The 26,854-nt window shown below is 47.2% G+C and carries 21 protein-coding genes and 1 pseudogene; 15 read left to right on the top strand and 7 right to left on the bottom strand.

The features are described 5' to 3' along the window. Positions 1–36: 36 nt before the first annotated feature. Positions 37–1,515, bottom strand: coding sequence for a leucyl aminopeptidase (locus MIC7113_RS25130; RefSeq protein WP_015185013.1), 1,479 nt, complete (start codon positions 1,513–1,515; stop codon positions 37–39). A 288-nt stretch (positions 1,516–1,803) separates the two neighbouring features. Here MIC7113_RS25130 and MIC7113_RS25135 point away from each other — a divergent pair, with 288 nt between their 5' ends. From MIC7113_RS25135 to tatC, 6 genes are all read left to right on the top strand, one after another. Beyond that, positions 1,804–4,002 (top strand): lytic transglycosylase domain-containing protein, encoded by a 2,199-nt coding sequence (locus MIC7113_RS25135; RefSeq protein WP_015185014.1) that lies wholly within the window; start codon positions 1,804–1,806, stop codon positions 4,000–4,002. Positions 4,003–4,088: 86 nt separating this feature from the next. Then, on the top strand, positions 4,089–5,072 hold the full coding sequence (locus MIC7113_RS25140) for a FecCD family ABC transporter permease (protein ID WP_015185015.1): 984 nt from the start codon (positions 4,089–4,091) through the stop codon (positions 5,070–5,072). A gap of 370 nt (positions 5,073–5,442) precedes the next feature. Further along, positions 5,443–10,626 (top strand): CHAT domain-containing protein, encoded by a 5,184-nt coding sequence (locus tag MIC7113_RS33825; RefSeq protein ID WP_015185016.1) that lies wholly within the window; start codon positions 5,443–5,445, stop codon positions 10,624–10,626. A 76-nt stretch (positions 10,627–10,702) separates the two neighbouring features. Next, positions 10,703–11,491: an ABC transporter ATP-binding protein gene (locus MIC7113_RS25155; RefSeq protein ID WP_015185017.1), complete on the top strand. Its 789-nt coding sequence runs from the start codon at positions 10,703–10,705 to the stop codon at positions 11,489–11,491. A 75-nt stretch (positions 11,492–11,566) separates the two neighbouring features. Next, positions 11,567–12,448, top strand: coding sequence for an ABC transporter substrate-binding protein (locus MIC7113_RS25160; RefSeq protein ID WP_015185018.1), 882 nt, complete (start codon positions 11,567–11,569; stop codon positions 12,446–12,448). Positions 12,449–12,752: 304 nt separating this feature from the next. Continuing rightward, positions 12,753–13,538 (top strand): twin-arginine translocase subunit TatC, encoded by a 786-nt coding sequence (gene tatC / locus MIC7113_RS25165; RefSeq protein ID WP_015185019.1) that lies wholly within the window; start codon positions 12,753–12,755, stop codon positions 13,536–13,538. Positions 13,539–13,550: 12 nt separating this feature from the next. On the opposite strand, the gene MIC7113_RS25170 is transcribed toward tatC, so the two are convergent. Next, a complete protein-coding gene (locus MIC7113_RS25170; protein ID WP_015185020.1) occupies positions 13,551–14,465 on the bottom strand; it encodes an alpha/beta hydrolase in 915 nt (304 codons plus the stop codon). An 83-nt stretch (positions 14,466–14,548) separates the two neighbouring features. Further along, positions 14,549–14,866 (bottom strand): DUF3067 family protein, encoded by a 318-nt coding sequence (locus MIC7113_RS25175; RefSeq protein WP_015185021.1) that lies wholly within the window; start codon positions 14,864–14,866, stop codon positions 14,549–14,551. 239 nt (positions 14,867–15,105) lie between these two features. Here MIC7113_RS25175 and petC point away from each other — a divergent pair, with 239 nt between their 5' ends. Next, the gene (gene petC, locus MIC7113_RS25180) at positions 15,106–15,648 is read left to right on the top strand and encodes a cytochrome b6-f complex iron-sulfur subunit (protein ID WP_015185022.1); all 543 of its coding nucleotides are present in this window, start codon (positions 15,106–15,108) and stop codon (positions 15,646–15,648) included. Positions 15,649–15,770: 122 nt separating this feature from the next. Next, on the top strand, positions 15,771–16,763 hold the full coding sequence (petA, locus tag MIC7113_RS25185; RefSeq protein ID WP_041781261.1) for a cytochrome f: 993 nt from the start codon (positions 15,771–15,773) through the stop codon (positions 16,761–16,763). Between the two features lie 114 nt (positions 16,764–16,877). Here the strand turns inward: petA and MIC7113_RS25190 are convergent, their stop codons facing one another. Continuing rightward, positions 16,878–18,119, bottom strand: a complete 1,242-nt coding sequence (locus MIC7113_RS25190; protein ID WP_172642255.1) for an RNA-guided endonuclease InsQ/TnpB family protein — start codon at positions 18,117–18,119, stop codon at positions 16,878–16,880. A 73-nt stretch (positions 18,120–18,192) separates the two neighbouring features. Between MIC7113_RS25190 and MIC7113_RS35055 the strand changes: the two are divergent. The 5 genes and pseudogenes from MIC7113_RS35055 to MIC7113_RS25210 all read left to right on the top strand — a co-directional run. Beyond that, positions 18,193–18,294: pseudogene (locus MIC7113_RS35055) on the top strand (transposase); the annotation flags it as partial. Positions 18,295–18,388: 94 nt separating this feature from the next. Then, on the top strand, positions 18,389–18,847 hold the full coding sequence (locus tag MIC7113_RS25195) for an excisionase family DNA-binding protein (protein WP_015185025.1): 459 nt from the start codon (positions 18,389–18,391) through the stop codon (positions 18,845–18,847). Positions 18,848–19,118: 271 nt separating this feature from the next. Next, positions 19,119–20,534, top strand: coding sequence for a CHAT domain-containing protein (locus MIC7113_RS25200; protein WP_015185026.1), 1,416 nt, complete (start codon positions 19,119–19,121; stop codon positions 20,532–20,534). A 61-nt stretch (positions 20,535–20,595) separates the two neighbouring features. Further along, entirely contained in the window at positions 20,596–21,774 is a 1,179-nt protein-coding gene (hpsP, locus tag MIC7113_RS25205) for a hormogonium polysaccharide biosynthesis glycosyltransferase HpsP (protein ID WP_041781263.1), read from the top strand. Between the two features lie 158 nt (positions 21,775–21,932). Continuing rightward, entirely contained in the window at positions 21,933–22,388 is a 456-nt protein-coding gene (locus MIC7113_RS25210) for a hypothetical protein (protein WP_015185028.1), read from the top strand. A 96-nt stretch (positions 22,389–22,484) separates the two neighbouring features. On the opposite strand, the gene chlG is transcribed toward MIC7113_RS25210, so the two are convergent. The 3 genes from chlG to petP are packed head-to-tail and all read right to left on the bottom strand — an operon-like array spanning position 22,485 to position 24,775. Further along, the gene (gene chlG, locus MIC7113_RS25215) at positions 22,485–23,456 is read right to left on the bottom strand and encodes a chlorophyll synthase ChlG (protein WP_015185029.1); all 972 of its coding nucleotides are present in this window, start codon (positions 23,454–23,456) and stop codon (positions 22,485–22,487) included. Positions 23,457–23,473: 17 nt separating this feature from the next. Then, the gene (locus MIC7113_RS25220; RefSeq protein WP_015185030.1) at positions 23,474–24,574 is read right to left on the bottom strand and encodes a Get3/ArsA fold putative tail anchor-mediating ATPase NosAFP; all 1,101 of its coding nucleotides are present in this window, start codon (positions 24,572–24,574) and stop codon (positions 23,474–23,476) included. A gap of 3 nt (positions 24,575–24,577) precedes the next feature. After that, entirely contained in the window at positions 24,578–24,775 is a 198-nt protein-coding gene (petP, locus tag MIC7113_RS25225) for a cytochrome b6f subunit PetP (RefSeq protein ID WP_015185031.1), read from the bottom strand. A gap of 159 nt (positions 24,776–24,934) precedes the next feature. On the opposite strand from petP, the gene MIC7113_RS35060 reads away from it, so the two are divergent. Together MIC7113_RS35060 and MIC7113_RS25235 are read left to right on the top strand one after the other, a co-directional pair. Beyond that, positions 24,935–25,540 (top strand): IS607 family transposase, encoded by a 606-nt coding sequence (locus MIC7113_RS35060; protein ID WP_041780215.1) that lies wholly within the window; start codon positions 24,935–24,937, stop codon positions 25,538–25,540. Further along, entirely contained in the window at positions 25,506–26,729 is a 1,224-nt protein-coding gene (locus MIC7113_RS25235; RefSeq protein WP_041780216.1) for an RNA-guided endonuclease InsQ/TnpB family protein, read from the top strand. The genes MIC7113_RS35060 and MIC7113_RS25235 overlap by 35 nt, the downstream gene beginning before the upstream one ends. Positions 26,730–26,854: the final 125 nt, after the last annotated feature.

Below are 26,854 nucleotides of genomic sequence, written 5' to 3' on the forward strand. Positions count from 1 at the left end.
TCCTACCGATCTAATATCTTTGAACGCAACTCGGTATCAAGCGTCGGTGAGTACCCAATTCACCAGGGTGCGAACTGGGTAGCCTGTAGCACCGGCATTGTTGCAGCCGTCTTCTTTATCAGCCCAAACGGGGCCTGCAACATCTAAGTGTGCCCAAGGCGTTTCTTTGACAAACTGCTTTAAGAACAAAGCGGCTGTAATTGAACCCCCCGCACGTGGGCCGGTGTTTTTCATGTCGGCAATGGGTGACTTCAAACCCTCGAAGTATTTCTCTTCCATCGGCATTTGCCAGAATTTTTCACCGGCGGCTTCCGCAGCGGCTTTCAACTGAGAAGCCACGGTATCATCGGTTGCCCAGATGCCGCCGATATCATTGCCCAAGGCTACAATGCAAGCACCGGTTAGCGTGGCTAAATCAACGATCGCATCCACGCCTAATTTTTCGGCAAACACCAAGGCATCGGCTAGCGTCAGGCGTCCTTCAGCATCGGTGTTGTTAACTTCAATCGTCTTACCATTAGAGGCGGTGAGGATGTCGCCTGGGTGCATCGCTGTGCCACTAATCATGTTTTCCGTGGCTGCACTGATAAAGTGAACTTCAACATCTGGCTTCAGGTGCCCAATTGCTTTTGCCGCACCCAGGGTTGCCGCTGCGCCTCCCATATCCATCTTCATCGTCTCGATGCCGCTACCTGCACCTTTGATGTTCAAGCCACCGGAGTCAAAGGTAAGTCCCTTCCCGACAATGGCGAGTTTACGCTTGGCTGTCCCTTCTGGCTTGTAGGTGAGATGAATAAACTTTGGGGGCATTTCTGACGCTTGGGCGACACCTAAGAAAGCACCCATCCCCAACTTCTCACAATCTTCCCATTCTAACACTTCCAGGGAAAGACCGTATTGGGATGCGATCGCCTCTGCGGTTTCCGCTAAACTAATTGGCGTCACTATATTCGCCGGTGCCGCCACTAATTCCCGTGCCAAAATCACACCCGAACAAATCCCATGAGCACGGTTAATGGCCGTTTCTTGATTGCCCAGTCCCAGCAACTCAACCTGTTCTAATTTGGCTCCTTTGTCTTCCGGTTCAGATTTAAAGCGATTATCCTGGTGCAGGGCGAGTACAATACCTTCAGTAATCGCTTGTGTGGTTGCTGCTTGGTCTTCATTGACCACGGGCAAACTAATGCCCAAGGTTTTGATTTTTTGCTGTTTGGCGGTGCGTGCGATCGCTGCCGCCGCACGGCGCAAGCTATTTAAGCTTAGGGTGTCTGGTTTACCCAGCCCCACCAGTATAATTTTACGAATTGAGCTACCGACACCCACGCGCGTTACAGCAGTGCTGCCAGCGCTTCCTTTAAATTCTGTTTCTTCAATGAGTTCCTGGAGCGTACCGCCAAGCTTCTCATCCAGTTGGGCTAAATCGCCAGTGAGCGTCGTAGCCTCTTCCAATAAACCAACAGCTAGTGCATCGCCAGTCCACTCTATGCGGGGTGTATCCGTTGCTCGAATTTCCATTCCTTGTTCTATCGATTATGAGTACCTGATCTACAAGTGTATTGCTCAAAAACCAAAAAAAACCACGATTCTAGCCCCATGAGCAGGTCTACTTGTACAGAGAAACTTTTATTAATAAGTAGTGTCGCAGATGACAAGGCACCGCCCCCTTAAGGAGTAAAAGCAAGCTAGAATCTTCCCGATCAGATCTGAAGGACTTGAGCCTGAACAGAGCGCATACTGACTGAAAACTGAAATTAGCTGACAAACTAAAAAAAGATTGTGCCAATCTTGGGCAAACGAGGAGTAATGCTAAAGGGACGAATCAACAAAATTCCTGTGGCGGTAGGGGCTGGATTACTACTATTCGCCCTACTAGGCTCATCAATTTTAGCCGTAAAAATGACCGGTCTACTCGATCAATGGACTGGAAATGGACAAACTCAAAGTCAATTCAAACTCACTCCAAAACAGGAAAAATCAGAAGTTTTGCCACTGGTGTCGTTGCCACCTCAAGCAAGAGCCTCAAAACTAGAAGCAATTGCCTCTGGGTCAAAATCTCTCGACCAGCAACGTGCCCGTTATCTGTTAGCCTCGGATTTGATTGAGCAAAAACAGGGGGAAAAGGCGCTCAAATGGCTGGAAGGGCTGGATACAGAATATTCCGTATTGGCATCCCAGATCAGCGTAAAACGCGCCCAAGCTTATGAACTGATGGGGGATAAAGCAAAAGCCGAAGCCGCTTGGAATGCTATCCTGACCAACCATCCGACTCAGCCAGTCGCAGCCGAAGCCTTGTATGCCTTAGGTGAATCCAATCCGGAGTACTGGAATCAGGCGATCGCCAAATTCCCCTCTCATCCCAGCACCCACGAAATTATTCGCCAACGGTTGAGTAAGAACCCTAAGCAATCGGCGTTGCTCTTAGTCTTAGCCAAATCTAACCCTGAAGGCCAAGGGATGGGGGCAATTCGTGAGCGCTTAGTCAACGAGTTTGCAGCTCAACTCAAGCCAGAAGACTGGGAAGCGATCGCTTTTGGCTATTGGGAAACGATGGAGTATGAAAGAGCAGCTCAAGCCTATGCCAAAGCGCCCCGTACCCCCCTCACTGCCTATCGGGTGGGTCGCGGGTATCAATTGAGGGGAAAAAGGATAGAGGCTAAAGCCGCCTATCAACAGCTACTCAGGGACTTCCCGGATGCCAAGGAAACCGGACTGGGATTACGGCGTCTCGCCAGTCTCTCCAAATCCGACGAGGCGATGCAATATCTCGATTTGGCAATTAAAAAGTTTCCAGATGAAGCCGCTGAGGCATTGCTCACTAAAGCCAATATTCTAGAGGCGAAGGGAAGTGCCACCTCCGCCAGCGACGCCCGTAAGTCGGTGTTGACCCAATATAAAACCTCAGATGCGGCAGCGGAGTATCGCTGGAAAATTGCCAAAACCATGGCAGCGGCGAGAAAGTATAAAGAAGCATGGCAATGGGCACAACCGATCACCACTAACAATCCCGATAGTCCACTGGCTCCGGAAGCGGCGTTTTGGGTCGGTCGGTGGGCGGCTCAAATGGGGCGTCCAAAAGATGCGACAGCCGCCTTTGAGCATGTGTTGGCTCACTATCCCGAATCATTTTATGCATGGCGGTCGGCTCATTCATTGGGCTGGAATGTGGGAGACTTTACCACCGTGCGAGACTTGAAACCGGAGATTGTGTCCCCACAAGTACGGCCTACGCCCCCCACTGGTTCGGCAGCCTTAAAAGAACTGTATCAATTGGGACAGAATCAGAGTGCTTGGACACTGTGGCAAGCCGAATTTAAGAATCGGCTCAAACCAACCGTTGCTGAGCAATTTACGGATGGTTTGATCAACTTAGGCATCGGCCGGCACCAAATTGGGATTAATAAAATTTGGTATCTCAGCCTACGAGATACTCCAGAAGAGCGATCGCAATGGAAAGATCTACGCCAAGAACCCGCTTACTGGCAGGCTCTGTTTCCCCTACCTTTCCTAGAATCCATTATTAGCTGGTCTGGACAGCGTCAACTCAATCCCTTCCTGGTGGCAGGTTTAATTCGACAAGAGTCTCGATTTGAACCGAAAATTCGCTCGGTTGCGGGCGCTAAAGGATTGATGCAGGTGATGCCAGGAACCGGCACTTGGATTGCCGAAAAAATCCAGCTCAAGGACTACAATCTGGAAAATCCGGATGACAACATTAAACTCGGCACCTGGTATCTCGACCACACCCACCAAGAGTACAGTAATAACTCCTTATTAGCGGTTGCTAGTTACAATGCTGGCCCTGGCAACGTGTCTAAATGGATTAGCAAATATGGGTTCAATGACCCGGATGCGTTTATTGAAATGATTCCATTTGGGGAAACGAAGGGTTATGTAGAATCCGTTTTTGCTAATTATTGGAATTATTTGCGAATCTACAATCCGGAGATTGCTCAGTCGTTAGCCAAATATTCTCCTGCTCAATCTGTTGTTTCCCGCCAGTAAAGTTAACTTGAGAATGTTGAATTTGCAAACGATCAACCAACGAGGGTGCTAAAATCCAAAATCCAAAATCCAAAATCCAAAAGGGTATGAGCTACCGAGTGTGGCAAGCTTGTTTGCTCTTAGGCGGCGGCTTGCTTTTGGCAGTTGGAATTTCCCTGTCTCAGGGTGCCGTTTATCTCAATTTCTCCCAGTTGTGGCAAGCATTACTTTATCAAGGCGATCCAATCAACCAAACGATTCTGTGGGACTTGCGTTTGCCTCGAACTATCGCAGCATTAATTGTGGGGTCAGCTTTAGGGATGTCCGGTGCCTTGTTACAGGGAATGTTGCGGAATGGATTGGCTGATCCGTTTTTATTGGGAATTTCTGCGGGTGCCGGTTTGGTGGCGGTGGGGTTGGTGACTCTGGGGCTATTTCAAGCGTGGTTACCCCTAGCCGCTTGGGTTGGTGCTATTGTGACAACGATATTGGTTTATATTCTGGCTCGCACCAGTATCGGTGTGTCTGTGGAACGGTTGATTTTAGGGGGAGTGGCGGTGAGTTCCCTGTTTGGCGCGATTCAGTCAACCATGCTCCTGTTAGCTGATGATGGTCGAGTTCAAGCGGCTCTTAATTGGCTCATTGGTAGTCTGAATGGGCGAGGATGGTCAGAAGTAATGGTGGCTGGCCCTTATGTCCTGGTGGCACTGCTGGGTGGTTGTTTACTCGCTCGCTCCGTTAATATTTTGAATTTAGGCGATGAGTTGGCGGTGGGGTTGGGATTTTCCTTGATGCGATCGCGCTTTTTAATTGGAGGAGTCGCTACCCTACTCGCCGCCGGGGCTGTTAGTGTCGGCGGATTAATTGGATTTGTGGGTTTAATTGTCCCTCATGGCGTGCGGCTACTGGTAGGCACAGATTACCGTTGGGTGCTGCCGCTTTCTGCCATTGGGGGTGCCTTAGTCCTGTTGTTCGCGGATATTGTATCCCGCTTGGGGGCGGTAGAGTTACCCGTGGGGGCGGTTACGGCACTTCTGGGATCGCCTTTGTTTGTCTGGTTGCTTTCTCGGCGATCGGCGGCTTCTGGTTAGAAGCACCATTCTCAATAGGGCGGTTGAAACCGCAGCTACACAAACAAAATCCTCACTAAAGCTCCGGTGCCTACGCAGGTTTCACAACTCTTGATTTTCCTCCAGTCCGCGCAGGCGGACTTTGGTTTTATAGCCGCGAATTCCATTCGCCAGGGCTTGTTGCTTGTGTGTACACAGTAGCTTATCAAGGACAGGGAATTAATTTTCCTGTAAAAATACCTATTATCTTCAATTTTTTTTCGCCCCTTGTCAGCAGGCTGAGCCGTTACTAAATATAACAATCTGGTGTCTTATTTTAGGAAAATTTCTATAATTTCTTGAGAAATTACTGCTTTCAAATAACTAATTTTTCTCTATTCAACAAAATATTATGAAGCCAGTTGCTGGAGTCGTTGCTTCCTTGCTAACCAGTCTCCTGTTGGTTAGATTGTCTGAACCCGAACTAGCCTGGGCACAGCCTATTCAAGCGGCGGATGACGGCACTGGTACTCAAGTTACCCTGGATGGAAATCGCTTTGATATCCAAGGTGGTACGCTTTCTCAAAATGGCGCTAATTTATTTCATAGTTTTACGCAATTTGGACTCAATTCTCAGCAAATTGCTAATTTTTTAGCCAATGATTCAATTCAGAATATTTTAGCGCGAGTGATTGGCGGTGACCCTTCTGTAATTAACAGTTTAATTCAGGTAACTGGAGGGCAATCGAACTTATTTTTGATGAATCCGGCGGGAATTGTGTTTGGTACGGGTGCCAGTCTCAATGTCCCAGCTTCGTTTACCGCGACGACAGCGACAGGAATTGGTTTTGCTGGGAATCAATGGTTTAATGCCGTTGGCAACAATGACTATCAGACGTTAATCGGTACTCCCAGTCTGTTTGCTTTTGATAATCAACAACTAGGTGTAATTGTTAATGCGGGCAATTTGGTAGTGGGAGAAGGGCAGAATTTAACTTTACTGGGTGGCAATGTTGTCAATACTGGCTCACTGAAAGCCGCATCGGGAAGTATTATGATTGCTGCGGTGCAGGATGAAGGTCTAGTTAGGATTAGTCAATCTGGACATTTGTTGAGTTTGGAGATTAAACCTCCTCGTACAGTTGATGGACAACAATTAGCAATTTCTCCCCAAGATTTACCCACTTTGCTGACGGGAACGCATGGAAGTGTAGAGACGGGGTTGAAGGTTTCTCCAACGGGTACGGTGCAACTAATTAGTTCTGGGTTAACGATTCCCCATGAGGCGGGAATGACTATTGTGTCGGGTACTCTGGATGTTTCCTCTGTAGGGGCAACACATGTGTCGCCCCTACCAGCGACGGGTGGGAATGTGTTCGTATTGGGCGACAAGGTGGGTTTGTTCGGTGCCAATATCAACGCTTCGGGTACCAATGGCGGTGGCACGGTGTTGATTGGTGGGGATTTTCAGGGACAGGGAAACGTCCCGAATTCGTTAGAAACGTTTGTGAGTAACGACTCGGTAGTGTCCGCCGATGCGCTGCTCAATGGTAATGGCGGAAAAGTTATTGCTTTTTCCGATAAGACTGCTAGCATTCACGGGATACTGACGGCACGGGGAGGAAGTGTATCTGGGAATGGTGGATTAATTGAAACCTCTGGTAAGCAGTCTCTCAGCCTTACCAGTATCCCCAATGCTAGTGCTTTTAATGGTATGGGTGGTACCTGGCTAATTGACCCGACAAATATCACAATTGTAAATGGTGGGGGCGGTGCGATCGGTACGAATCAGGTTGATGTTGGCAACATTAATACTGCACTAAATACTGGCACAAACGTTACCATCACTACAGATATTGGCGGGGCTGAGGAAGGCAATATCACTCAGAATGCTAATGCACTCATCAACAAGACAGCAGGTGGAGACGCTACCCTCACATTGCTAGCTGCTAATGACATTACTCTGAATGGGGGAATCTCTTCGAGTAGCGGCAGATTGAATGTTAACCTCAATGCTGATGCTGATAACAGTGGGGCAGGTGCTATTGGTATTTTTAATGCGGTGATTAATACCAACGGCGGCAATGTTACTGGGACTGGTAAAGGAAGTACCACTGTAGTGGATGGCATATCACTCAACAACAGCAACATCAATGCTGGAGGAGGCAATATTGCACTCATCGGTACAGGAGGAGATGACAACTCTGGCAATCACAGAGGTATCTTTCTTGGCAATAGTGTAGTAGAAACCAGTGGGACGGGAACGATTACCCTAACTGGTACGGGTGGAAATGGGACAAATTTTAATCGAGGAATTTTTCTCAATCAGTCAAGCATTGTCAGAGCAGTTGAGGGAAATATCGCCATGTTCGGCACAGGCGGGAACGGAACTGGCGGCGATAACAATGGTATTCATATTATTGGCGTAGTGGAAACAACCGGGACTGGAAGCATTACTCTCACTGGCGCTGGTGGAAATGGGACGGCTCGGAATAGGGGAATTTTTGTTGATCGCGCAGCTATTAGAACCACTAGTGGGAATATTACCTTGACAGGCACGGGCGGAAACGGGACGGGTGCGGATAATCAAGGAATCAGAATTAGTGATTTGGGCGAAGTCAGAACTACTGATGGAGCGATTAACCTCAATGGCACAGGTGGCACTGGAACTATTTTTAATATTGGAGTATCAGTTGCGCTTGACTCTAGGGTGAGTTCAGTCAATGGAAATATCAACCTGCTTGGTGTAGGAAACGGAACTGAAGGTGGTAACTATGGCATTGCTTTTGGCTTAAGCAGCGTTGTAGAAACAACCGGGACAGGTAACATCACCATTGAAGGTATAAGTAGTGCTGGGACTGATACAAACTTCGGGATTCGGATTGCTCAACCTGGTATGAGAGTCAGTACAGTCGATGGCAATATTACCCTCACTGGAACGAGTAGGGGGACTGGGAGCAACAATGAAGGCATTAATATGGATGCTCGCAGTGTTGTCGAATCTACAGGAACGGGAAATATAACGCTGGTTGGTACTGCTGGAAACGGAACAGATGAAAATATCGGTATACGTTTGAGAGAGTTTGCGGGAAACGCTAGTTTTATCAGATCAGTTGATGGAAATATTACGCTAACAGGAATTGGGAATGGTACTGGCGTTGGCAATACAGGGATTCAGCTTGATGCTGGCAGTGCCGTAACTTCGACTGGAACAGGTAATATCACCCTGACAGGCACAGGGGTTGCTAGTGCTGGAGATACGAGCCTCGATATTTTACTCAAAGACGGAAGCTTGTTGCAATCAACTGGAGGTGGAAATATCAGCCTCCTCGCCAACCAAAACATTATCACTGACAATATCGTCAGCTCAGGTGGAGCGATCGCCATAACTAGCAACAATGGAAATATAGATACAACTACCGGAATCCTTAGTTCGGCTTCTCAAACGGGCGATGGCGGTGCAATTAACCTATCTGCAAATAATGGCAGTATCACTACAGATGTTCTCGGTTCGTTAGGAAATAATACTGGTGGTGCGATCGCACTTAATGCAGCAGGTAATATCACGACAAATGCGCTTGTATCCAGTGGCGGTAATGGGGATGGCGGAACAATCAAGATTAATAGCGGTGGCGCAATTACTATCAACAATGACAACAGTATTGCTGGGGTGAGTGGGGTAAGTTCCGGTTCCTTGAATGGCAATGGCGGTGATATTGTGTTCAATGCTGCCAGCCATATTACTGTCGGTTCTCGTCCAATCTTCTCCAGTTCCGCTATTAGCAATGCAGGCGATATTACCCTCAATTCTGCCAGTGGCAACATCCAAGTCGCTGGAATTCAAGCAGAAGGGGGTACGGGTGGCACGGGTGGAGATGTTGATATTACGACAACCCAATTTTTCCGAGCAACGGATTCTTTCCTCAATCAAGATGGAACAACAGCCAGCATTGCAACGGGTGGAGTTACGGGGGGAGGCTCGATTATTATCCGCCACGGGGGACAGGGGATTACACCTTTTATTGTGGGGGATGCTACTACAAACGGGACGGCAGGAGCTATTACTACAGGAAATGCGTTTCCCATCCAAACCATCTCCCCCAATCAAGAATTTTTGAACACCCATACCCAAGAAAGAATTCAAATTATCTCTGTTCCTGGGCAAACCTTACCCCCTCCACCCCTACTGCCAATCGGCTCAAACAGAGCAGATGTAGTGCCTCAAGATGCGATCGCCAATCTACTTGGTATTCTGATTGGAGTACCAACAACTGTCAACCAAGACCCTACAAGTAGCAACTCTAGCTATAGTTGGACGATTCCCGGTTACGGAACTCTAGAGACAGGTTACATTAATCTGCAAAACCTTCTAGCTCAAGGGAATCTCAATCAAGCCATCACTCAAATTGACGAAGTATTTGAGGAAGAATTTGAGAACTATTTGGGAGAAAAATTACCCCATGAAACCGTTACTGTCGAAGGCATTAGAACGGTTTTAAAAACAATTAAAAGCGAAACCAAAACTCAGCCTGCAATCGTCTACGCCCTCTCAACACCCCAACAACTGGAACTGGTGCTAATCATGCCGGATGGTTCTCCCATCCGTAAGGTAGTGCCAGAAGCGAATGCGGCTGCCCTCAAGAAAACCTTAACCGAGTTCCGTAGCGCCGTTACCGATGTCACAAGCACCCGTGGCTATCTTGCCTCAGCACAACAGCTATACCAATGGATGATTGCTCCCCTCGAATCCGAGCTGGAATCATTGGGAATTGACACTCTCATCTTTTGTATGGATGCAGGCTTGCGCCTCGTCCCAATGGCAGCATTGCACGATGGGCAGCAGTTTTTGGTAGAAAAGTATAGCCTCGGTTCTATTCCTAGCGTCAGTCTTACCAATAGCCGCTACAAGGCTGTGAAAGATGCCCAAGTTTTAGGTATGGGAGCATCAGAATTTCAAGAACTGGCACCGTTGCCTGCTGTACCAACGGAATTGAACGTAATTACCCAGCAGTTATGGACAGGGAAATCTTTCCTCAATGAAGAATTTACTGAGAAGAATTTCAAATCCCAGCGTCAGCCGTTCGGTATCATCCACTTAGCCACCCACGCCGACTTTAAGCCAGGAAACGCGGATAATTCCTACATTCAGTTATGGGATAGCCAACTCAAGGTGAATCAACTGCGGCAGATGGGTTGGCATCAGCCTCCTCAAGTCGAACTGTTAGTTTTAAGCGCCTGTCGCACTGCCTTGGGAGATATCGATGCAGAATTGGGTTTTGCTGGGTTAGCCGTGCAAGCGGGAGTGAAGTCCGCCTTGGCAAGTCTTTGGTATGTCAGTGATGAAGGGACACTGGCAATTATGGGTGGATTTTATCAGCACTTGCGCCAACCCGACGTGACCATCAAAGCCGAGGCACTGCGGCGTGCTCAACTGGCGATGCTGCAAAAGCAAGTACGTGTGGAAAATGGTGAACTGCAAGGGTTTGACAAACTGGGTAGTATCCCCTTACCCCCAGAACTTGCCGCACAGAGCAGTCATGATTTCTCTCATCCTTATTACTGGGCAGCGTTTACGATGATTGGTAGCCCATGGTAAGCGCATTAAAAGTTAAAAATTAACCTGAAAAATTCCGCTCAAAATCCTTGCAAAATCTACATTGCTCCATTCGCTCATGCCTTTAGAAGCTCAAAACTTGGTCGGTGGTTACAGCACTACACCCATTATTCACGGCATTAACTTAGCCCTGCAACAAGGCGAGTGGCTGAGCCTGGTGGGTGCCAATGGTTCCGGCAAGTCCACATTGCTCAAACTCCTCAGCCGCATCCTGTCACCCCACAAGGGTACGGTAATTCTGGATGGGAAAGCCATTCACAACCAACCTGCCCAAGTCGTCGCTCAAAAACTGGCAATTTTGCCCCAACAACAAACAGTTCCCACTGGGTTAACCGTGCGGCAACTGGTGAGTTTGGGGCGAAGTCCTCATCAACCTTGGTGGCAGTGGGAATTAGATGCACAAGATCGGACAAAAGTCGAGGAAGCGATTGTGGAGACGGGGATTGAATCGTTGAGCGATCGCCTCGTTGAACATCTCTCCGGTGGTGAACGACAACGTGCCTTCCTGGCACTGGCACTGGCACAAGCCCCACAAGTTCTGCTGTTAGATGAACCCACCACTTATCTGGATATTCACTATCAGCTACAACTGCTGGAATTGCTTAAACAGCTCAATCAGAAGCGAGGGCTATCGATTATCACAGTGCTACATGAAGTGAATTTAGCTGCACGGTATAGCGATCGCATCGCCATGCTCAAGCAAGGGAATCTTTGGGATATCGGTACACCCGCCGCCGTACTCACGCCCGAAAATCTTGCCCAAGTCTTTGGCGTTGAAGTGATTGTCCTCCAGACACCAGTGGGGGTGCAAATTTGTGCGATCGCTCCTGCGGTGGTGGAAGATTGAAGGTTGAAAGTTGGCGATCTTCCTTACTATGTTGATGTACCAGCCTGAAGACAGGGTTGAAACGAGGAGTTGTTTATGTTTCGTCGTTGGGGAATAGCGATCGCCACAATTGTATTGAGCTTGGTTTTAATCGCGTGCAATACTGCCACTAACCAGCCAACCGCCAACTCTACCCCCCCTCAAAAAGCAGCAGAACGAGTTGTCACCCTCACCTCCTTGTCTTCTGATATTGTCTACCAACTTGATAAAACCAAACTCGTCGGCATTACAGGCAGCAAGTTATTTGATAAAGATGCCCGATTTCAAGGAATCACACAAGTAAGCAAAGGGCAAGCCCCCCCCAACTTGGAGAAAATCGTTGCTCTCAAACCCGATCTTGTAGTTGGGAACCAAGACTTTCACGCCCAAGCCCTGGCAAAATTAAAAGATTTGGGCATTGCCACCCTTGCCACTAAAATTGATAAATGGGATGACCTCACAGATATTACCAAACAGCTAGCTCAAGCCATTGGTGCCAACCCTGACCCACTGTTGAAACGTTACCAAACTTTTTTAGGTAAAGCCGTCAGCCAAGCGCCATCAACTCTCGTACTCGTGAGTCGTCAACCCATCCTGGCACCCAATAAAAACAGTTGGGCAGGAGACTTGCTCAGTAAATTTGGGGCAAAAAATGTCGTGGCAGACTTACAGAGTCAAAGTCCAACAGGCGGGTATGTCACCCTTTCGGCTGAAAAAATCCTACAGGCAAATCCAGATGTTCTGCTAGTGGTGAATACCGAGCAAACCAGTGCAGAGCAGTTCAAATCCGAGCCTTTCTGGAATAAACTAAAAGCCACAAAAAACAAACAGGTCTATGTTTTTGACTATTATGGGTTGGTTAATCCGGGCAGTCTCGACAAGATCGAAGAAGCTTGTACCCGATTGAGAGAAGTACTCTCAGCCAAGGCAAAAGTCTAGATGAGGTGAGGCGATTCACCGGATTTAGAATTTTGGCACTGGCATAAGAGCCTTGAAATAAATTTCAGGCTCAGAGCTAAAACCTGTTTTAACAGGTTCAAACTCCTATCCGGTAAGTCTTTTAGTCAGTTTTAACTGACTTTAGCTTTTAGCCCGTTCGCGAAGCGTTCCCAAAGGGTACTTTAGTTCAGGGCTTAAGTCGGTGCTATTCGATTTAGGATGAATGCCACTGCCAGCCCCTCCAACTTCAGCCCTGTGACTGACATCGATACAATAGTTAGCGTGTCCCGAACTGACCAAACCGATGACCCCTTCCTCAGACGTAGAAACTGCATCCCAGAGAAGCTTAGAAGATTTAGAAAACGACTACCTCGACGATGACGACTTGCCGAATGATGTCGAGATGTCGCTATTCGACCACTTAGAAGAGTTGCGGCGGCGGATTTTCTACTCGCTGATTGCTGTAGCTGTGTGCGCCATTGGCTGCTTTGCGGCAGTTAAGCCCATTGTCAAGTTACTAGAAGTTCCAGCGCAGGGTGTCAAGTTTCTACAACTGAAGCCAGGAGAATTCTTTTTTGTCTCCTTGCAAGTTGCTGGGTACAGTGCATTATTAGTAGCTAGTCCCTTTATTCTTTACCAAATTATCCAGTTTGTTCTGCCAGGACTGACGCGCCGCGAACGACGCCTCATTGGCCCTGTGGTATTGGGTTCGAGTATCCTATTTTTCACGGGTTTAGGATTTGCCTACGTTGCTTTGATTCCGGCTGCCATGAACTTCTTTATTAGTTATGGCGCAGAGGTTGTTGAACAACGATGGTCGATTGACTCTTATTTTGGCACGGTTCTGCTACTGATGTTTAGTACTGGATTGGCTTTTCAAGTTCCAATTATTCAGCTTCTATTGGGTCATTTAGGAATTGTATCTTCGCAGCAAATGCTATCAGGTTGGCGTGTAATTATCCTCGGTGCCACTGTATTGGGAGCCGTGCTAACCCCTTCTACCGACCCTCTTACCCAAAGCTTACTGGCGGGTGCTGTGATTGGTCTTTACTTTGGAGGTATTGGTTTAGTTAAACTCTCAGGAAAATGATGGTTTTAAACGTTACCTCTGCCGAGAACGAGTAAGCTCTACTAAAGAGCGAATCGCGTGACGATATCGAATATTGTTAAAGAAGCTATCTCCATTATTGTGTTTGGCTTCGGAAACTAGCAGTAGTTGTTTAGGTTGAGGAGCTTTTGTATACAATGTTTTGCTCATAGCTGCTGGAATATAAGGGTCAGCCGTGCCATGAACGAACAGAACAGGCATCTTTAAGGATTTAACTTTAGCTACCGAGTCAAATCGTTGGGTTAGGAGTAGCTTTACCGGAAAGAGCCTAAATTTAGGTTGTCGTTCTACCATCTGCTGCATTGAAGTAAAGGAGCTTTGTACAATAAGTCCGGCGGCTTCTGGATGCCGTCGTGCTAGTTCAATGGCAACTGCACCGCCTAAAGAATGACCATACAAGTAAATTTGGCTGGCAGGAACACGCCGTTTTTTAACTAAATAATTCCAGGCGGTTTGAGCATCCTGATACATCCGAGATTCGCTAGGAATACCACCTTCACTACGACCATAACCTCGGTAATCCATTAACAATACCGAAAACCCCATTTGCCCAAAGCGTCGAGCCTGATTGACATTCGCTCCGATGTTGATTCCATTTCCATGCAAATACAACAAGGTTCCCAATTTCGGTTTATTTGTAGGAATCCACCAGCCATGAATTCGTTCTACTTTGCCGAAGCCAGTTTGAATGGGTAACCAAACTTCTTGGTAACGAAGATTCAAGTCTGTAGGCGTCTTTTGAATTACATAGGTTGGCTTGAAAATCAAGTGTTTTTGTACCACAAGCAGGACTAGACAAGCCAGTATGTAGACACTCGCCAAGCCTCCCATCAGGATGATTGTCAAGCGTCTTCCTAGAGGTAACAGTCGCCGCACGAGAAGAGGGTGTCGCAGGTTTCGTCTGCCCATTCCAGCACTAGGGGGTAAGGTGAAGAATCAACTTGAACGGTTTGATTTCTAGCTACAAGCTCTACCACCCTAATTTCATACGGCTAAAAATCTTCCAACATCCATTCGGATGCCCTCTCACCCATTTCCAGCGGAATACTCACCGCTTTACCCAGGCGCGGACGTTCGCGAGTTTCCTGGATATAAGTTTGTACCTGTGCTACTCCGCCCCAAGCATTGAGATAATGAGCCACTGTATCTAAATGCTCTAGGTAATCAGCCTCAGATAAGGGAAAAGACGCCTGTTCCAGGTATTTCCACATAACCTGCACAAAAATCTTACCCTGAGTCCGTCGGATTTGAATGTCATAAGAGCGTCCCCACTTATAGAGCAGGAGTTGGCGCAAGTCCTGTCCTGTCATAGCCCTGTTTACCTTAACCATTGGTTTACATTTCGTTACAAATCTGACGCTTCTTTACTTTATGATACGGTGTTAAAGAATGTAATAATACTCATAGATCAAGCCGTGAATCCTTGTGCTGCAAGGATTTTGGCAACCCTGCTAGCTATTGAATTGCTCTACATTCTTAGAGCGGGGTTTATAAATTCTGGGAAAATGACCAGAGTTGTTAAAAAAAATATACCGTTAGGCGTTTAGTTATGGCTCAAGTTTCTGGCTCGGCTGATGTTCCTGATATGGGGCGTCGTCAATTTATGAACCTCTTGGCATTTGGTACCATAACGGGCACATTTGTCGGAGCGCTCTATCCCATTGTCAAGTTTTTCATTCCTCCCTCCAGTGGGGGTGTCGGCGGTGGTGTTACAGCCAAAGACGCTTTAGGCAATGACATTATCGTCAGTAGTTTTGTCGCGAGCCATAGTTCAGGCGATCGCACCTTAGCCCAAGGACTCAAAGGAGACCCCACCTACGTGGTGATCACCGAAGATAAAGCGATCGCAGACTACGGGATCAACGCCGTATGCACCCACCTCGGATGTGTCGTTCCCTGGAACGCCAGCGAGAACAAGTTCATGTGCCCTTGTCATGGTTCTCAGTACAACAATGAGGGCAAGGTGGTGCGAGGCCCCGCGCCCCTATCGTTGGCATTGGTTCATGCCACCGTCACCGAAGATGATAAGCTCTCCTTTACCCAGTGGACAGAGACCGACTTCCGTACCGGCGAAGCTCCTTGGTGGGCTTAAGAGTTAAAGGTTGAAGGTTTAACGGTTGATAGCGTAGCGGTAGCGAGCCTGCAAACGTCAGGTTTTCCACACCGGCAACCCCCAAGATTAGCTTAATGAGTTTTGAGTTTTTTGGCTTAAAGATGAGAACACCTTCGTTATCGGTGATGTGCAACGTCCTCAGCAAGCGGATAATCACCAGAACCCTTGTGCTTGCTTTGGCAACCCTGGCATTTTTCTTGATTAGTGATCTATCGCTTCCCCAGTCAGCAGCAGCTTATCCCTTCTGGGCGCAGCAAACCGCTCCGGAAACTCCTCGCGAAGCCACTGGGCGCATTGTTTGTGCCAACTGTCACTTGGCAGCTAAACCTACAGAAGTAGAAATTCCCCAATCTGTAAAGCCAGATACTGTATTTGAGGCTGTCGTTAAGATTCCCTACGACTTGAGTTCACAGCAAGTCTTGGGTGATGGCTCCAAAGGCGGTCTGAATGTGGGTGCAGTGGTCATGTTGCCCGAAGGCTTCAAGATTGCCCCTGAAGACCGAATTCCTGAAGAAATGAAGGAAAAGGTTGGCGGACTTTACTTCCAACCCTACAAAGATGGTGAGGACAATGTAGTTATTGTTGGTCCTCTACCCGGTGAGCAATATCAAGAAATTGTTTTCCCTGTCCTTTCTCCGAATCCCAAAACCGATAAAGGGATTTACTTCGGTAAGTACCCCGTTCACGTCGGCGCTAACCGAGGACGGGGTCAAGTTTACCCCACTGGCGACAAGAGCAATAACACCGTCTACAACGCTTCTAAAGCGGGTACGATTTCTCAAATTGCCAAGGTTGAAGAAGGTGGCTATGAAGTTACCATTCAGACCGAAGATGGATCAACCGTGGTTGATACAATTCCACCTGGCCCAGAGTTAATTGTCTCCGAAGGGCAGAAAGTGGTAGCCAACGAGCTTCTAACCAGTAATCCTAATGTGGGTGGATTTGGTCAGGCTGACAAAGAAGTCGTCTTACAAGACCCCAATCGAGTGAAGTGGTTGATGCTCTTCATCGGTGCAATTATGCTGTCTCAAACCCTGCTGGTTCTGAAGAAGAAGCAGATTGAGAAGGTACAAGCGGCTGAGATGAACTTCTAAATTTTCTCCGCTAAATTCCTAATTGTAAGGATAGACTTTTGGGTCTGTCCTTTTTTTGTTGTCTGTAGTCTCAATGGAGTCGTAAATATGAACTACCCTCGGACAACGCTAGGGCTACGTCCGGGGTTTCTGACGTTTCATCGCAGAAAGTTGGCTAAAGCCTCCGCATTTCTTTGGGGTTTTAGCTAGAGCTTTCTGCTCTACGTCTAGGACGTTGGTTCCCAACGCCCAGTTGAGACAAACAAGCGCGGATGCCACATCCCTATCGGCTGTGTATCCGCACTTTTCGCATTGATGAATACGTTCGCTCAACTCTTTTTTCTTCTGTGCCAAGCATTTGGGGCAAGTTTGACTTGGTTTTATTTTTTGGGCTGGGACTTCGAGAAAGTTGCCTCCAGCCTCTTCTACTTTGTACTTGATAGCACTTCGCAGCATTCCAAATCCTACGTCTAAGATTGAGCGATTCAATCCAGTTTTTTGACGTTTTCTCTTGCCCTTCTTGGCTTTCGCTGTCATATTTTTGACATTCAATGTCTCAGTAGCAACCAAGCTATTAGCGCTAGTTATTTGTGCGGCTACTTTGTGAGTCCAGTCCTGTCGTCTATTGGCTACTTTGTTCTGGAGCTGAGAAACCTTTTTTCTAGCTTTCTTCCATCTTCTTGAAGCCTTGAACTTGCGCTTCTCAGGTTTACGCTTCCGGCGAAGTTCCTTTGACGCTTTCCTGATATCGGATTTCGCGATGGCTAGAAATCGAGGATTATCAATCTTGTCTCCGTTATCGAAAGCTACAGCCGTTAAGGTACCAATATCAATGCCAACAGCTCCAGTTCCAGTCTGACGCTGAACCTCGCACTTAACTGTTATCGAGGCCAACCATTTATTGTTTTTCCAAACAATAGTGCAAGTTGTTGGTACTCCCCAACTTCTTGCTTTGCCGCGCATTTGAATCTTACCTAGATTTGATATTTCTAGATGTCCATTACCTCCATTTGTATGCACTTTCCATCCAGCAACTCCCGGATAAGTCCATCCTCGGTAATAGCAAAATGACTTGAATCTAGGGTATTTTCCCAATCCTTGAAAGAAACGCTGAAAACCGTAATCAACACGCTTTACAGTGGCTTGTAGAGCTTGGGAACCTAACGGCTTATACTCTTCCCAGTTCTCTTTGAATTTGGGCAAAGCATTCTGCTGGTCAAAGTAATTAATAGAGCGACCTTCACGCTTATATGCTGTCTTCCTCTCGGCAAGACAAGCATTGAACAAATCCTTATGAAGCCTTCGCCAATAGTGCATCTTGACTTCTTGGGACTTGTTTGGATATAAGCGAAAAGTGACTCTACGTGTTACTATCATGCTTGAAAAAATACCATTCACATGATACTAAATGCACCCCTCCCTCCGAAATAGTTCTCATGCTGTATACTGAATTCACTTGCATCTTGTGCTTGTTACTAAGTACAGACGCAAGGTAATCACTTCAGAAATACTCCAAAGATTGGAGCAAATTATTTCTGAACTGTGTCAAGAGCATTAAATATTGTCTCAAAAGGATGCGATCGCCTCGGTTAAGGGAAATCTAACATTAGACCAGACCGCAGAGCAAAAAACGGGAGAGTAGGGAAATGGCATCCAATGACTTCCAACCTGAACCAATTGTTGCTACAGAGCAAGAGCAGACTCAGTTGGCAAAATTAGACGAGATTTTAAGCATCCCGCTTGAGGGAGAAATGGCATCATTGCCACGGCTGTGTACCTCAACCGGTGAGCAAGTCGAACTGCCTGAATCGGTCTTTCATTTGCTACGTCAACTGGTGCATCAGTTACTCTTAAGCAAGGGAGTGGCTCTAACAACTTTTCATCAGCCCTTAACCATCTGGGAAGCTGCGACTTTACTTAATGTCCAATCGAAAGAGGTAGAGCAACTCCTCGATACAGGAACAATCCCTTTCTCTCAGGCGGGTATGCGACGCCGGATTAGAGTTGAGGATCTAATGATGTACAAAAAGCAGCAGGCAAACTTGCGGCGGCAAGAATTCGCAGAACGGACGCCGATAAGCCAAGAGTTTAAGCCCGGTGAATAACTAACAGCGATCGCTTTCTGAATAGGGAGCAAAAGCACCTAGTGCATGACGGCAAAAGTTTCTGACCACCTCTGTGCAAGCAGGGGAGCGGGGGAGCGGGGGAGCAGGGGAGATTTTAGCTGGTCAGTTATTTCTGCCACCCTAGTCTAGGCACATCTTAAATAATGCGAGATACTCACAAAGGTCGATACCCCTGAGAGAGAATCGGAGGATAGTTGATTTAGGGGAAGGCGTTGTCGATTTGTAGTTAGACTTCTGCCGTGAGGTGCCTATGAAATCAGTAGTGAGTCGCATTAGCTTATTGCTGGCAGCATTACAGCTTACAGGAACGCTGGGTGCAGCACCTGTGCAGGGACGAACCATCAACCCACAATCTGACTCGCGTCGCACCCATTCCCTGACTCAAGGGCAAATTCTTCAAGCCCAAACAGAGATTCCTGTTGTTCCCACACACTTATTTGCTCTTGATCGAGATAATCTGTCTGTTGCGGTGCCCCTAATTGAGCAAACCTGGGAAAAAGATTTTGAGGGATACTTTGGCGCTAATTTCTCAAATGACTCAATGACAGTCCAGAAAATTGGCGATACTCTCTCGCAAATTGCGACTCAAACGGGGAAAAAACCTGCTCTAATTTACATGGTTCCTCGCCCGCAACAACTAGAACTGATACTCATTACTCCCGATGGTGAACCGATTCATAAGCGTGTCGTAGCAGCGAATCGCGATGAGTTGCTACGGCAGGCACAAGAGATGACCCGATTTCTGATCAACCCTGTGTTCAGGGACACTAACCAATATCGAGCACCAGCCCAGCAACTTTATCAGTGGATGATTGCCCCACTAGAGGCAGACCTGCAAGCTCAAAAAATTGACACGCTGATCTTTTGTGTGGGTGGCGGTTTGCGGACTTTACCCCTAGCGGCTTTGCATGATGGGAAGCAGTTTCTGGTAGAAAAGTATAGCTTCTCTCGCATCCCAGCTTTCAAACTAATTAATAAAGTCTACACCGATTTGAGGAAGTCGCCTGTACTAGCGATGGGTGCGTCGGAATTTAAAGACCAAAATCCCTTGCCCGCTGTACCGATAGAATTATCGACAATTACGACAAGCCTAGGGCAAGGGAAATCCTTCCTCAATCAAGAGTTCACCCTGACCAATCTCCAATCGCAACAAGCCTCACAGCCCTATCAGATTATTCACTTAGCCACTCATGCCGCCTTCCAACCCGGAGAACCCAAAAACTCTTACATTCAGTTTTGGGACAAGAAGCTAACGTTGGATCAGATGGGGCAGTTCCCTTGGAACAAGACACCCCTAGAATTATTAGTGTTGAGTGCTTGTGAGACAGCGATCGGAGATAAACAAGCCGAATTAGGCTTTGCCGGGTTAGCCGTGCAGGCCAGAGCGAAGTCCGCGATCGCTAGTTTGTGGCAGGTCAGCGATGCCGGAACATTGGGGCTAATGACACAACTTTATCAGGAGCTGAAAACCGCCCCCATTAAAGCCGAGGCTCTTCGTCAAGCTCAGATCGCGATGCTCAAAGGACAGGTGCGATGGGAAGGGGGTCAGTTGCACACCCCCACAGAGACGGTTCCTTTACCCTCAGAACTCGTCATGATGGGGCATGAGGATTTTTCCTCTCCCTACTATTGGGCGGCTTTTACTATGGTCGGTAGTCCTTGGTAGCTCTAAAGTACGGGCCAGATAGGGATTGGCAAGAATAAATAAACTAGCGATGAGCCAGCCTCTGCGGATTCTACAAATTATTCCTTCGATTTCCCTGGTTTACGGTGGCCCTAGTCAGATGGTAAAAGGGCTTTCATCCGCATTAGCCTCTCAGGGGGTAAACGTTACAGTGCTCACAACGGACTCGAATGGAGATGTGGGACAACTACCTCTGGATGTTCCCCTAAATCAACCCGTAGAGCAAGATGGCTATCAAGTGCGATACTTTCGCTGTTCTCCCTTCCGCCGCTATAAGTTTTCTCTTGACCTTTTGCGCTGGTTATGGCAGGAAGCAAGAGAATTTGATCTGGCTCATATTCATGCTTTATTTTCGCCAGTGAGTACGGCAGCGGCTGCGATCGCACGACACAAAAACCTACCCTATATTTTGCGTCCCTTAGGTACCCTTGATCCAGCAGACTTACAAAAGAAACGACAACTCAAGCAAATCTATGCCGCACTGTGGGAACGATCCAACTTAGCCCGGGCGGCAGGCATTCACTTCACGAGTGCCCAAGAAGCCAAGATTTCGGAACGCTTTGGCATTCAGACACGAGATTTGGTGATTCCGCTAGGAGTGACGCCGTTAGTGATGCCCCCGAAAGGAGAATCGCGGCGTCAATTGGGTATTTCAGAACACACGCCTTTGCTGCTATTCATGTCCCGAATTGACCCCAAAAAAGGTCTAAAATTGCTCATACCAGCACTGGAAAAACTGTTAGCCGAGGGAATCAATTTTCACTTTGTGCTAGCAGGAACCAATCCTCAAGACCCAGATTATGAAAGCCAGATTACCGAACAAATTAAGACTTCTCCTCTGTTCTCCTGCACGACAATTACAGGTTTTGTAAAGGGGGAATTGAAGGCGGCGTTATTGCAAGATGCGGATTTATTTGTCCTACCTTCTTACTACGAAAACTTTGGCATTGCGGTGGCAGAAGCGATGGTTGCTGGAACACCTGTAGTGATTTCTGACCAAGTTCATATTTGGGAAGAAGTTAAAAGTACTCAGGCAGGATGGGTTTGTGCTTGTGAGGTGAATGCTTTAACGGAGTGCTTACGGGAGTCACTTCAGGATGCTGGGGAACGGCAGCACCGAGGGAGGAAGGGTCAAGAGTATGCTTTGAAGAATTATAGTTGGGATGCGATCGCGCAGCAGACGATTCAGGTTTATCGGCAAATTCTGGAAAATCAACACTGAGTACACGACACTGTTGTCAAAGATAAATTTAATTAAAAAAACAATCCATAATAGCAAGAAAGGTGTAGGCTTCCAGTAGCTAGAACCCAGCCACTCTTCATGTTGGTATTGAACGCAGACGATTCAACATCCTCGATGCCTGTCGAGAGGAGTTTCCCATGAAACATATCAAATGGTGGCAGAAAATATTAGCCCTAATGGTGTCTGTTTTCGTGGTGATTACTGTTTTTACTGCGCCAGCTTTTGGTAACCAAATTTGCTATGTAAAAGGATATCCCGTGGGTACAACCCTCAAGGAATTGAAAGCGGCTATTTATGCTAGTCCCTCTTTAAGTTCAAGAGTACTCGGTTTCGCCCCAGACGGTACAGAGATACGGGTAATAGGTACCTCGCGAGACCAATCCGGTACTAGTCAGGAGTGGGCAAAGTATAAAACCAGCCTTCCAGGTAGCGGTGGAGTGGCTTATATTCCTTTTTCTAGTCTCCAAAATTGCAAAACGGCTAGTGGTTCTACCGGAAATAATTGCAAAGACACCTACGATCGAGGCTACAAAGAGGGTTACGATCGAGGCTACCAAGCTGGTCTTGAGGCGGCGAGGAGAAGGCTAGAGTGACCTTGGTCTAATCCTAGGGGAGAGAGGGGAGATAATAAGGCGGTTGAATCCCAGCTTCTTTTTCCTCCTCTCTCTTCTCTTCTGTTGTTCAAATCCCTAGATGGCAGCATGACCAAGCGCTAAACCGGCAACTAACATTCCCAACACTAAAAAAGGTTGAGCACTCGCTTGATACTTCACATCATTTTTTAAGGGATCGCGGAGAAAATACATGTCCTGAAACGTGATTTGAGGAATAATTAACAACAACAAAATTGCCGCATAGAGATTTTGGTGGATGCTAATTAAATAACCCGCAATTCCCGCTTGGAATATATCAATCATCAGGACACAAATCCAAGCGGCTGTGCCAATACCGAACATGACAGGCAGTGATTTTAAACCCAGTTGGCGATCGCCTTCTACACTCTTAAAGTCATTAACGACAGCAATTCCTAATCCCGCAAGGCTATAGAACAAGGTCAAAACGACAATTGTCCAATTGAGTTGACCGAACAACGCATGACCCGCCCACCAGGGTAGGGCAATGTAACTCGAACCGAGGGCATAATTTCCCAGCCAGCCGTTCTTTTTCAGTTTCAGGGGTGGGGCCGAGTAAATGTAAGCAATAAAAGCACCGCCCAAGGTTAAACAGGTGAGGTTCGGAAATTCATGACCCGCCCAAAGGTCTAAGAGGTAAGCTATCCCAACACCCGAAAATAGGAGTACTAAAATCTGGGTGATAACCTGGGGGATAGAAATGGCACCGGAAGGGATAGGGCGATAAGGTTCATTAATCGCGTCGATTTCGCGGTCATAAAAGTCATTCAGGGTTTGGGTATAACCCGCCATCAGAGGCCCGGAAAGCAACATACAGGCAGCCGCCTTGAGAATGTCTTCCAGTGTCCAGCTATATCCACCCGAAGAAGCCGCACCACAGACAACTCCCCAGATTAGAGGAATCCAGGTAATCGGCTTCATTAACTGGAGGCGAATTTTCCAAATCGAGGTTTCACCTGGGGCAGCACCTTTCATCCCCAGTAGCTGCCGAGTTTTGGCGCTACGTTCGGCGGAGTTGTCACTTGTCATTCGCCATTCGTCCTTCACTAAAACGATATTGTCAAATAATTGTTTTGGAATTTAGCACCCTTGACCGATTGACCCCTTAATTGTGGGGGCAGCACGATATTACGCCGTTGGTCACCGGCTTCAATGGTGACTTCTGGGCCGTATTGGGTGAGTTTGACCTGCTTTTTGTCAAAACTAGGCAGGAACAATTGGACTTGACGAGTAGAGGTATCTATGGTAATAGGTCGGGGTACCTGTGTGGCTTGTTTGAAATCGGGCAGGGCGTCGATTAAGGGTTCCCACTCATCGCCAGAGGATAGTTTGGGAAGGGCGCTGATGCCCAAAGGTGCAAATTCAGCCGCTAATGGTTCCGTTGCCGGGATTTGGTTGAGTAGCACACCACCGACGGTTAAACCGACTTGTTGAGAACTGCCCCAAAGGTATTTGGCAGTGGCAAGGGCTGCTGTATCACCACTGGTGACTAAGTAGGCAGCAACACGATTGGGGTCAGCGATCGCGGCTGTTCCCTGTTCGAGTATTGTATTCGCCTGCTGGGTGGGTTCTTTAGCAAAACTCTCTCCCGTCCAGGACACATTTAGGACAGCACTGGTGACGGGTTGGACGAAGGGGGATAAGGATTTCCAAACGTCGGAATCTTCTACGACTTTCCGGAATCGACGGATGTACCAGCTTAAAACCTCTGGCATTCCCAGCATCCGCAGGGTGGCTTGGTCACCACTGCCGTCGTAGATGATCACATCATAGTGACCGCTTTTGTCATACTCCCGAATCGCGTTCAGCGCCAAGGCCGTGTCCATCCCCGGTAAAATGCCCAGTTCTTGACCAAAGACATTTTTCAGAGTGGGCGATCGCAAATATTGCGCTTCTAAGTTTTTGACCTCTTCCCAAGCCCGTTCCAACAGCAATGTACTGTGTAACTGTACGACTTTGAGGTTAGCGCCAATTTCCTGAGGGTCGGGACTGGTGGCGACTCCCAGTAAAAGCCCGAAGGCGGGACCTGGGTCTTGTCCGACTAAAAGGACACGTTGACCGAGGCTGGACAGCTTTTTGGCGGCTGCGATCGCAATTGTCGTGCGACCGGTGCCGCCTTTGCCCAAGAAGGTAAGGATCAGGGACATTGTTTAGTTGTCTACGGGTTTGAGTTCGTCTTCAAAAAACCAGGTTGTGTAGTTGTCGTCAAATTTAACAACAACACCAACGCCGCTACCATCCGTCATTTTGAATTCTTGGATGGTGCCGACTTTCCCTAGTTTACTCACAGTCGCCGGAGACACCCGATCTCTCAGGCGATAGACTTTTACTTTTTGCCCGATCTCCATTATCGTTTCCGTTACGATGAACCATTCCACAGTGTAGCGGAATCAGGGGCTTTACAATAAATGGGGGAGTTTGATCTAGGACGAAGACAATCCAGACATACCTCGACATTTACTGACATTTTGGATATACAAGGGTAAATAATAGTCAAGGCATCCAAGATGTCGAACAACAAAAATCATGTACCACCAAGAGTCGCTGCTGCCCGATTGGGAGTCAGCACCAAAACGCTCGAAAGATGGCTTGAAGCAGGAAAAATCAAGGCGTTCATCACTCCAGGAGGGCAACGACGATACGACCTGGATTCAATTATCCCTGCTGGAGATACCGAAAGAATCAGCATCATATATGCGAGAGTTTCAAGCCGCTCTCAAAAAAATGACTTGCTTACACAGATTGACTTTCTACAGTCTCACTACCCAAACGCCAAAATTATCCAAGACATCGGGAGCGGACTCAACTACAGAAGAAAAGGCTTTTTATCCTTATTGGAACGAATTCTCTCAAATGATGTCGGATTGGTTGTCGTTGCCCACAAAGACCGACTTTGTAGATTTGGGTTCGATCTTGTCGCATGGTTGTGCGAAAGACAAAAATGTGAATTACTGGTTCTCAACCAATCGCACCTTAGCCCAGAACGAGAGATGGTTGAGGACATCCTCGCAATCATCCATGTATTCAGTTGTAGACTGTACGGACTCAGAAAGTACAAAAAGCAAATCACTGAAGACCGTGAGCTATCGAGTATACCCAGTAAAAGCCCTTGAAAAGATTTGGAAGCAATGGGTAGCGGCTGTTCGCAAAGTCTATAACGTGAGCATCGCCTATCTTAACGAACATCAAAAGTTCCCAAAACCTCTTAAAGAAAAAGGTGGGAAATTAGGGGGAAAGATGGGATTCAAGAAGTTCTTAAAAGCTTCAGGATTAATCGCTGGCTGGTGTAAAGAGCTAGGAATATCAAAGCTATTAGACAATGCATCTATGGAAGCTTATGTAGCATGGTCTCAAACCGATAAATGTCCAAACTTCATAGGGAAAGGTAAGTCGAGAAAGGTTCATCCTCAAGCCGGATTAAAAATAGCCAGATTCCGTAGTGTTCGAGACCAAAAGTTAACCCTCCAGTTTGACCCGACAACTTACAAGAACGGTCATTGGATGGTTTCAGCGACCAAGCAATTTCCTGTCCCAGAATTTGCCGGACATAATTTCTGCATTCTCACTGATGGTGCAACCGAGCTAACTTACAACAAAGGAAGATGGTTTGCCCATTTCCCTGTAGAAGTAGAAGACGGTGCTGATGTTACTCAAACACAAAAGCTTATTGCTCTTGACCCTGGAGTAAGAACATTTGTGACAGGCTTTGATGGTAATGAGTTTAAGGAGTTTGGTAATAATGACTTCGCCAGAATAGCTAAACTATGTTCTCATCTCGATAAGATGAAATCTCGGCATGATCAAGCCAAGGGTCGTAGCTTCAAGAGACTACGGTATTGTCTCAAAATAGCAATGGCTCATCTCAGAACTAAGATTAAAAACCTTCGCTCTGAGCTACACAAACAAGTCGCATCCTATTTGGCAAAGAACTATGATGTTATATTTTTCCCCACGTTTGAAACATCCCAAATGGTTGTTCGTAAAAGGCGAAAGCTGAAGAACAAAACCGCTAGAGCAATGATAACGTGGGCTTTTTATCAGTTCTCTCAAACTCTTGAACACTTGTGTAATCGATACGGCTCCAAGTTGGTGCGAGTAACTGAAGAATATACCTCAAAGACTTGCACTAAATGCGGTCATGTTCATCGCAAACTAGGGGGTGCGAAAATGTTTAAATGTCCAGAGTGTGGACACCAAATCCCTCGCGATTTTAATGGAGCCTTGGGGATTTTCCTCAAGGCGTTGTGGGATACCACCTTTCTGTCTGATGTTCAGGAACAGAATGTTGTACTCGATGTCTGAGCTTGTCTCAAATGTCGCGGTTAAAAGTATCAGTTGAAAGTATTAATCCTAACTGACAAATGGGATGTTCCCAGCCAACATCCAGAAAAATCTCCTGGACATCAGTGTTGAGCTGAGGTTTTCCC

The sequence above is a fragment of the Allocoleopsis franciscana PCC 7113 genome (assembly GCF_000317515.1).
GTDB lineage: Bacteria > Cyanobacteriota > Cyanobacteriia > Cyanobacteriales > Coleofasciculaceae > Allocoleopsis > Allocoleopsis franciscana.

Excerpts from the sequence above, each read along its gene's own strand:
- MIC7113_RS25210 (WP_015185028.1), top strand. The coding sequence starts at position 21,933 with ATGAAACATATCAAATGGTGGCAGAAAATATTAGCCCTAATGGTGTCT.
- MIC7113_RS25220 (WP_015185030.1), bottom strand. The coding sequence starts at position 24,574 with ATGTCCCTGATCCTTACCTTCTTGGGCAAAGGCGGCACCGGTCGCACG.
- MIC7113_RS25200 (WP_015185026.1), top strand. The coding sequence starts at position 19,119 with ATGAAATCAGTAGTGAGTCGCATTAGCTTATTGCTGGCAGCATTACAG.
- MIC7113_RS25155 (WP_015185017.1), top strand. The coding sequence starts at position 10,703 with ATGCCTTTAGAAGCTCAAAACTTGGTCGGTGGTTACAGCACTACACCC.
- MIC7113_RS35060 (WP_041780215.1), top strand. The coding sequence starts at position 24,935 with ATGTCGAACAACAAAAATCATGTACCACCAAGAGTCGCTGCTGCCCGA.
- petA (WP_041781261.1), top strand. The coding sequence starts at position 15,771 with ATGAGAACACCTTCGTTATCGGTGATGTGCAACGTCCTCAGCAAGCGG.
- MIC7113_RS25170 (WP_015185020.1), bottom strand. The coding sequence starts at position 14,465 with ATGGGCAGACGAAACCTGCGACACCCTCTTCTCGTGCGGCGACTGTTA.
- MIC7113_RS33825 (WP_015185016.1), top strand. The coding sequence starts at position 5,443 with ATGAAGCCAGTTGCTGGAGTCGTTGCTTCCTTGCTAACCAGTCTCCTG.
- MIC7113_RS25130 (WP_015185013.1), bottom strand. The coding sequence starts at position 1,515 with ATGGAAATTCGAGCAACGGATACACCCCGCATAGAGTGGACTGGCGAT.
- MIC7113_RS25175 (WP_015185021.1), bottom strand. The coding sequence starts at position 14,866 with ATGACAGGACAGGACTTGCGCCAACTCCTGCTCTATAAGTGGGGACGC.
- chlG (WP_015185029.1), bottom strand. The coding sequence starts at position 23,456 with ATGACAAGTGACAACTCCGCCGAACGTAGCGCCAAAACTCGGCAGCTA.
- MIC7113_RS25190 (WP_172642255.1), bottom strand. The coding sequence starts at position 18,119 with ATGATAGTAACACGTAGAGTCACTTTTCGCTTATATCCAAACAAGTCC.
- tatC (WP_015185019.1), top strand. The coding sequence starts at position 12,753 with ATGACCCCTTCCTCAGACGTAGAAACTGCATCCCAGAGAAGCTTAGAA.
- petC (WP_015185022.1), top strand. The coding sequence starts at position 15,106 with ATGGCTCAAGTTTCTGGCTCGGCTGATGTTCCTGATATGGGGCGTCGT.
- petP (WP_015185031.1), bottom strand. The coding sequence starts at position 24,775 with ATGGAGATCGGGCAAAAAGTAAAAGTCTATCGCCTGAGAGATCGGGTG.
- MIC7113_RS25135 (WP_015185014.1), top strand. The coding sequence starts at position 1,804 with ATGCTAAAGGGACGAATCAACAAAATTCCTGTGGCGGTAGGGGCTGGA.
- MIC7113_RS25195 (WP_015185025.1), top strand. The coding sequence starts at position 18,389 with ATGGCATCCAATGACTTCCAACCTGAACCAATTGTTGCTACAGAGCAA.
- MIC7113_RS25140 (WP_015185015.1), top strand. The coding sequence starts at position 4,089 with ATGAGCTACCGAGTGTGGCAAGCTTGTTTGCTCTTAGGCGGCGGCTTG.
- MIC7113_RS25160 (WP_015185018.1), top strand. The coding sequence starts at position 11,567 with ATGTTTCGTCGTTGGGGAATAGCGATCGCCACAATTGTATTGAGCTTG.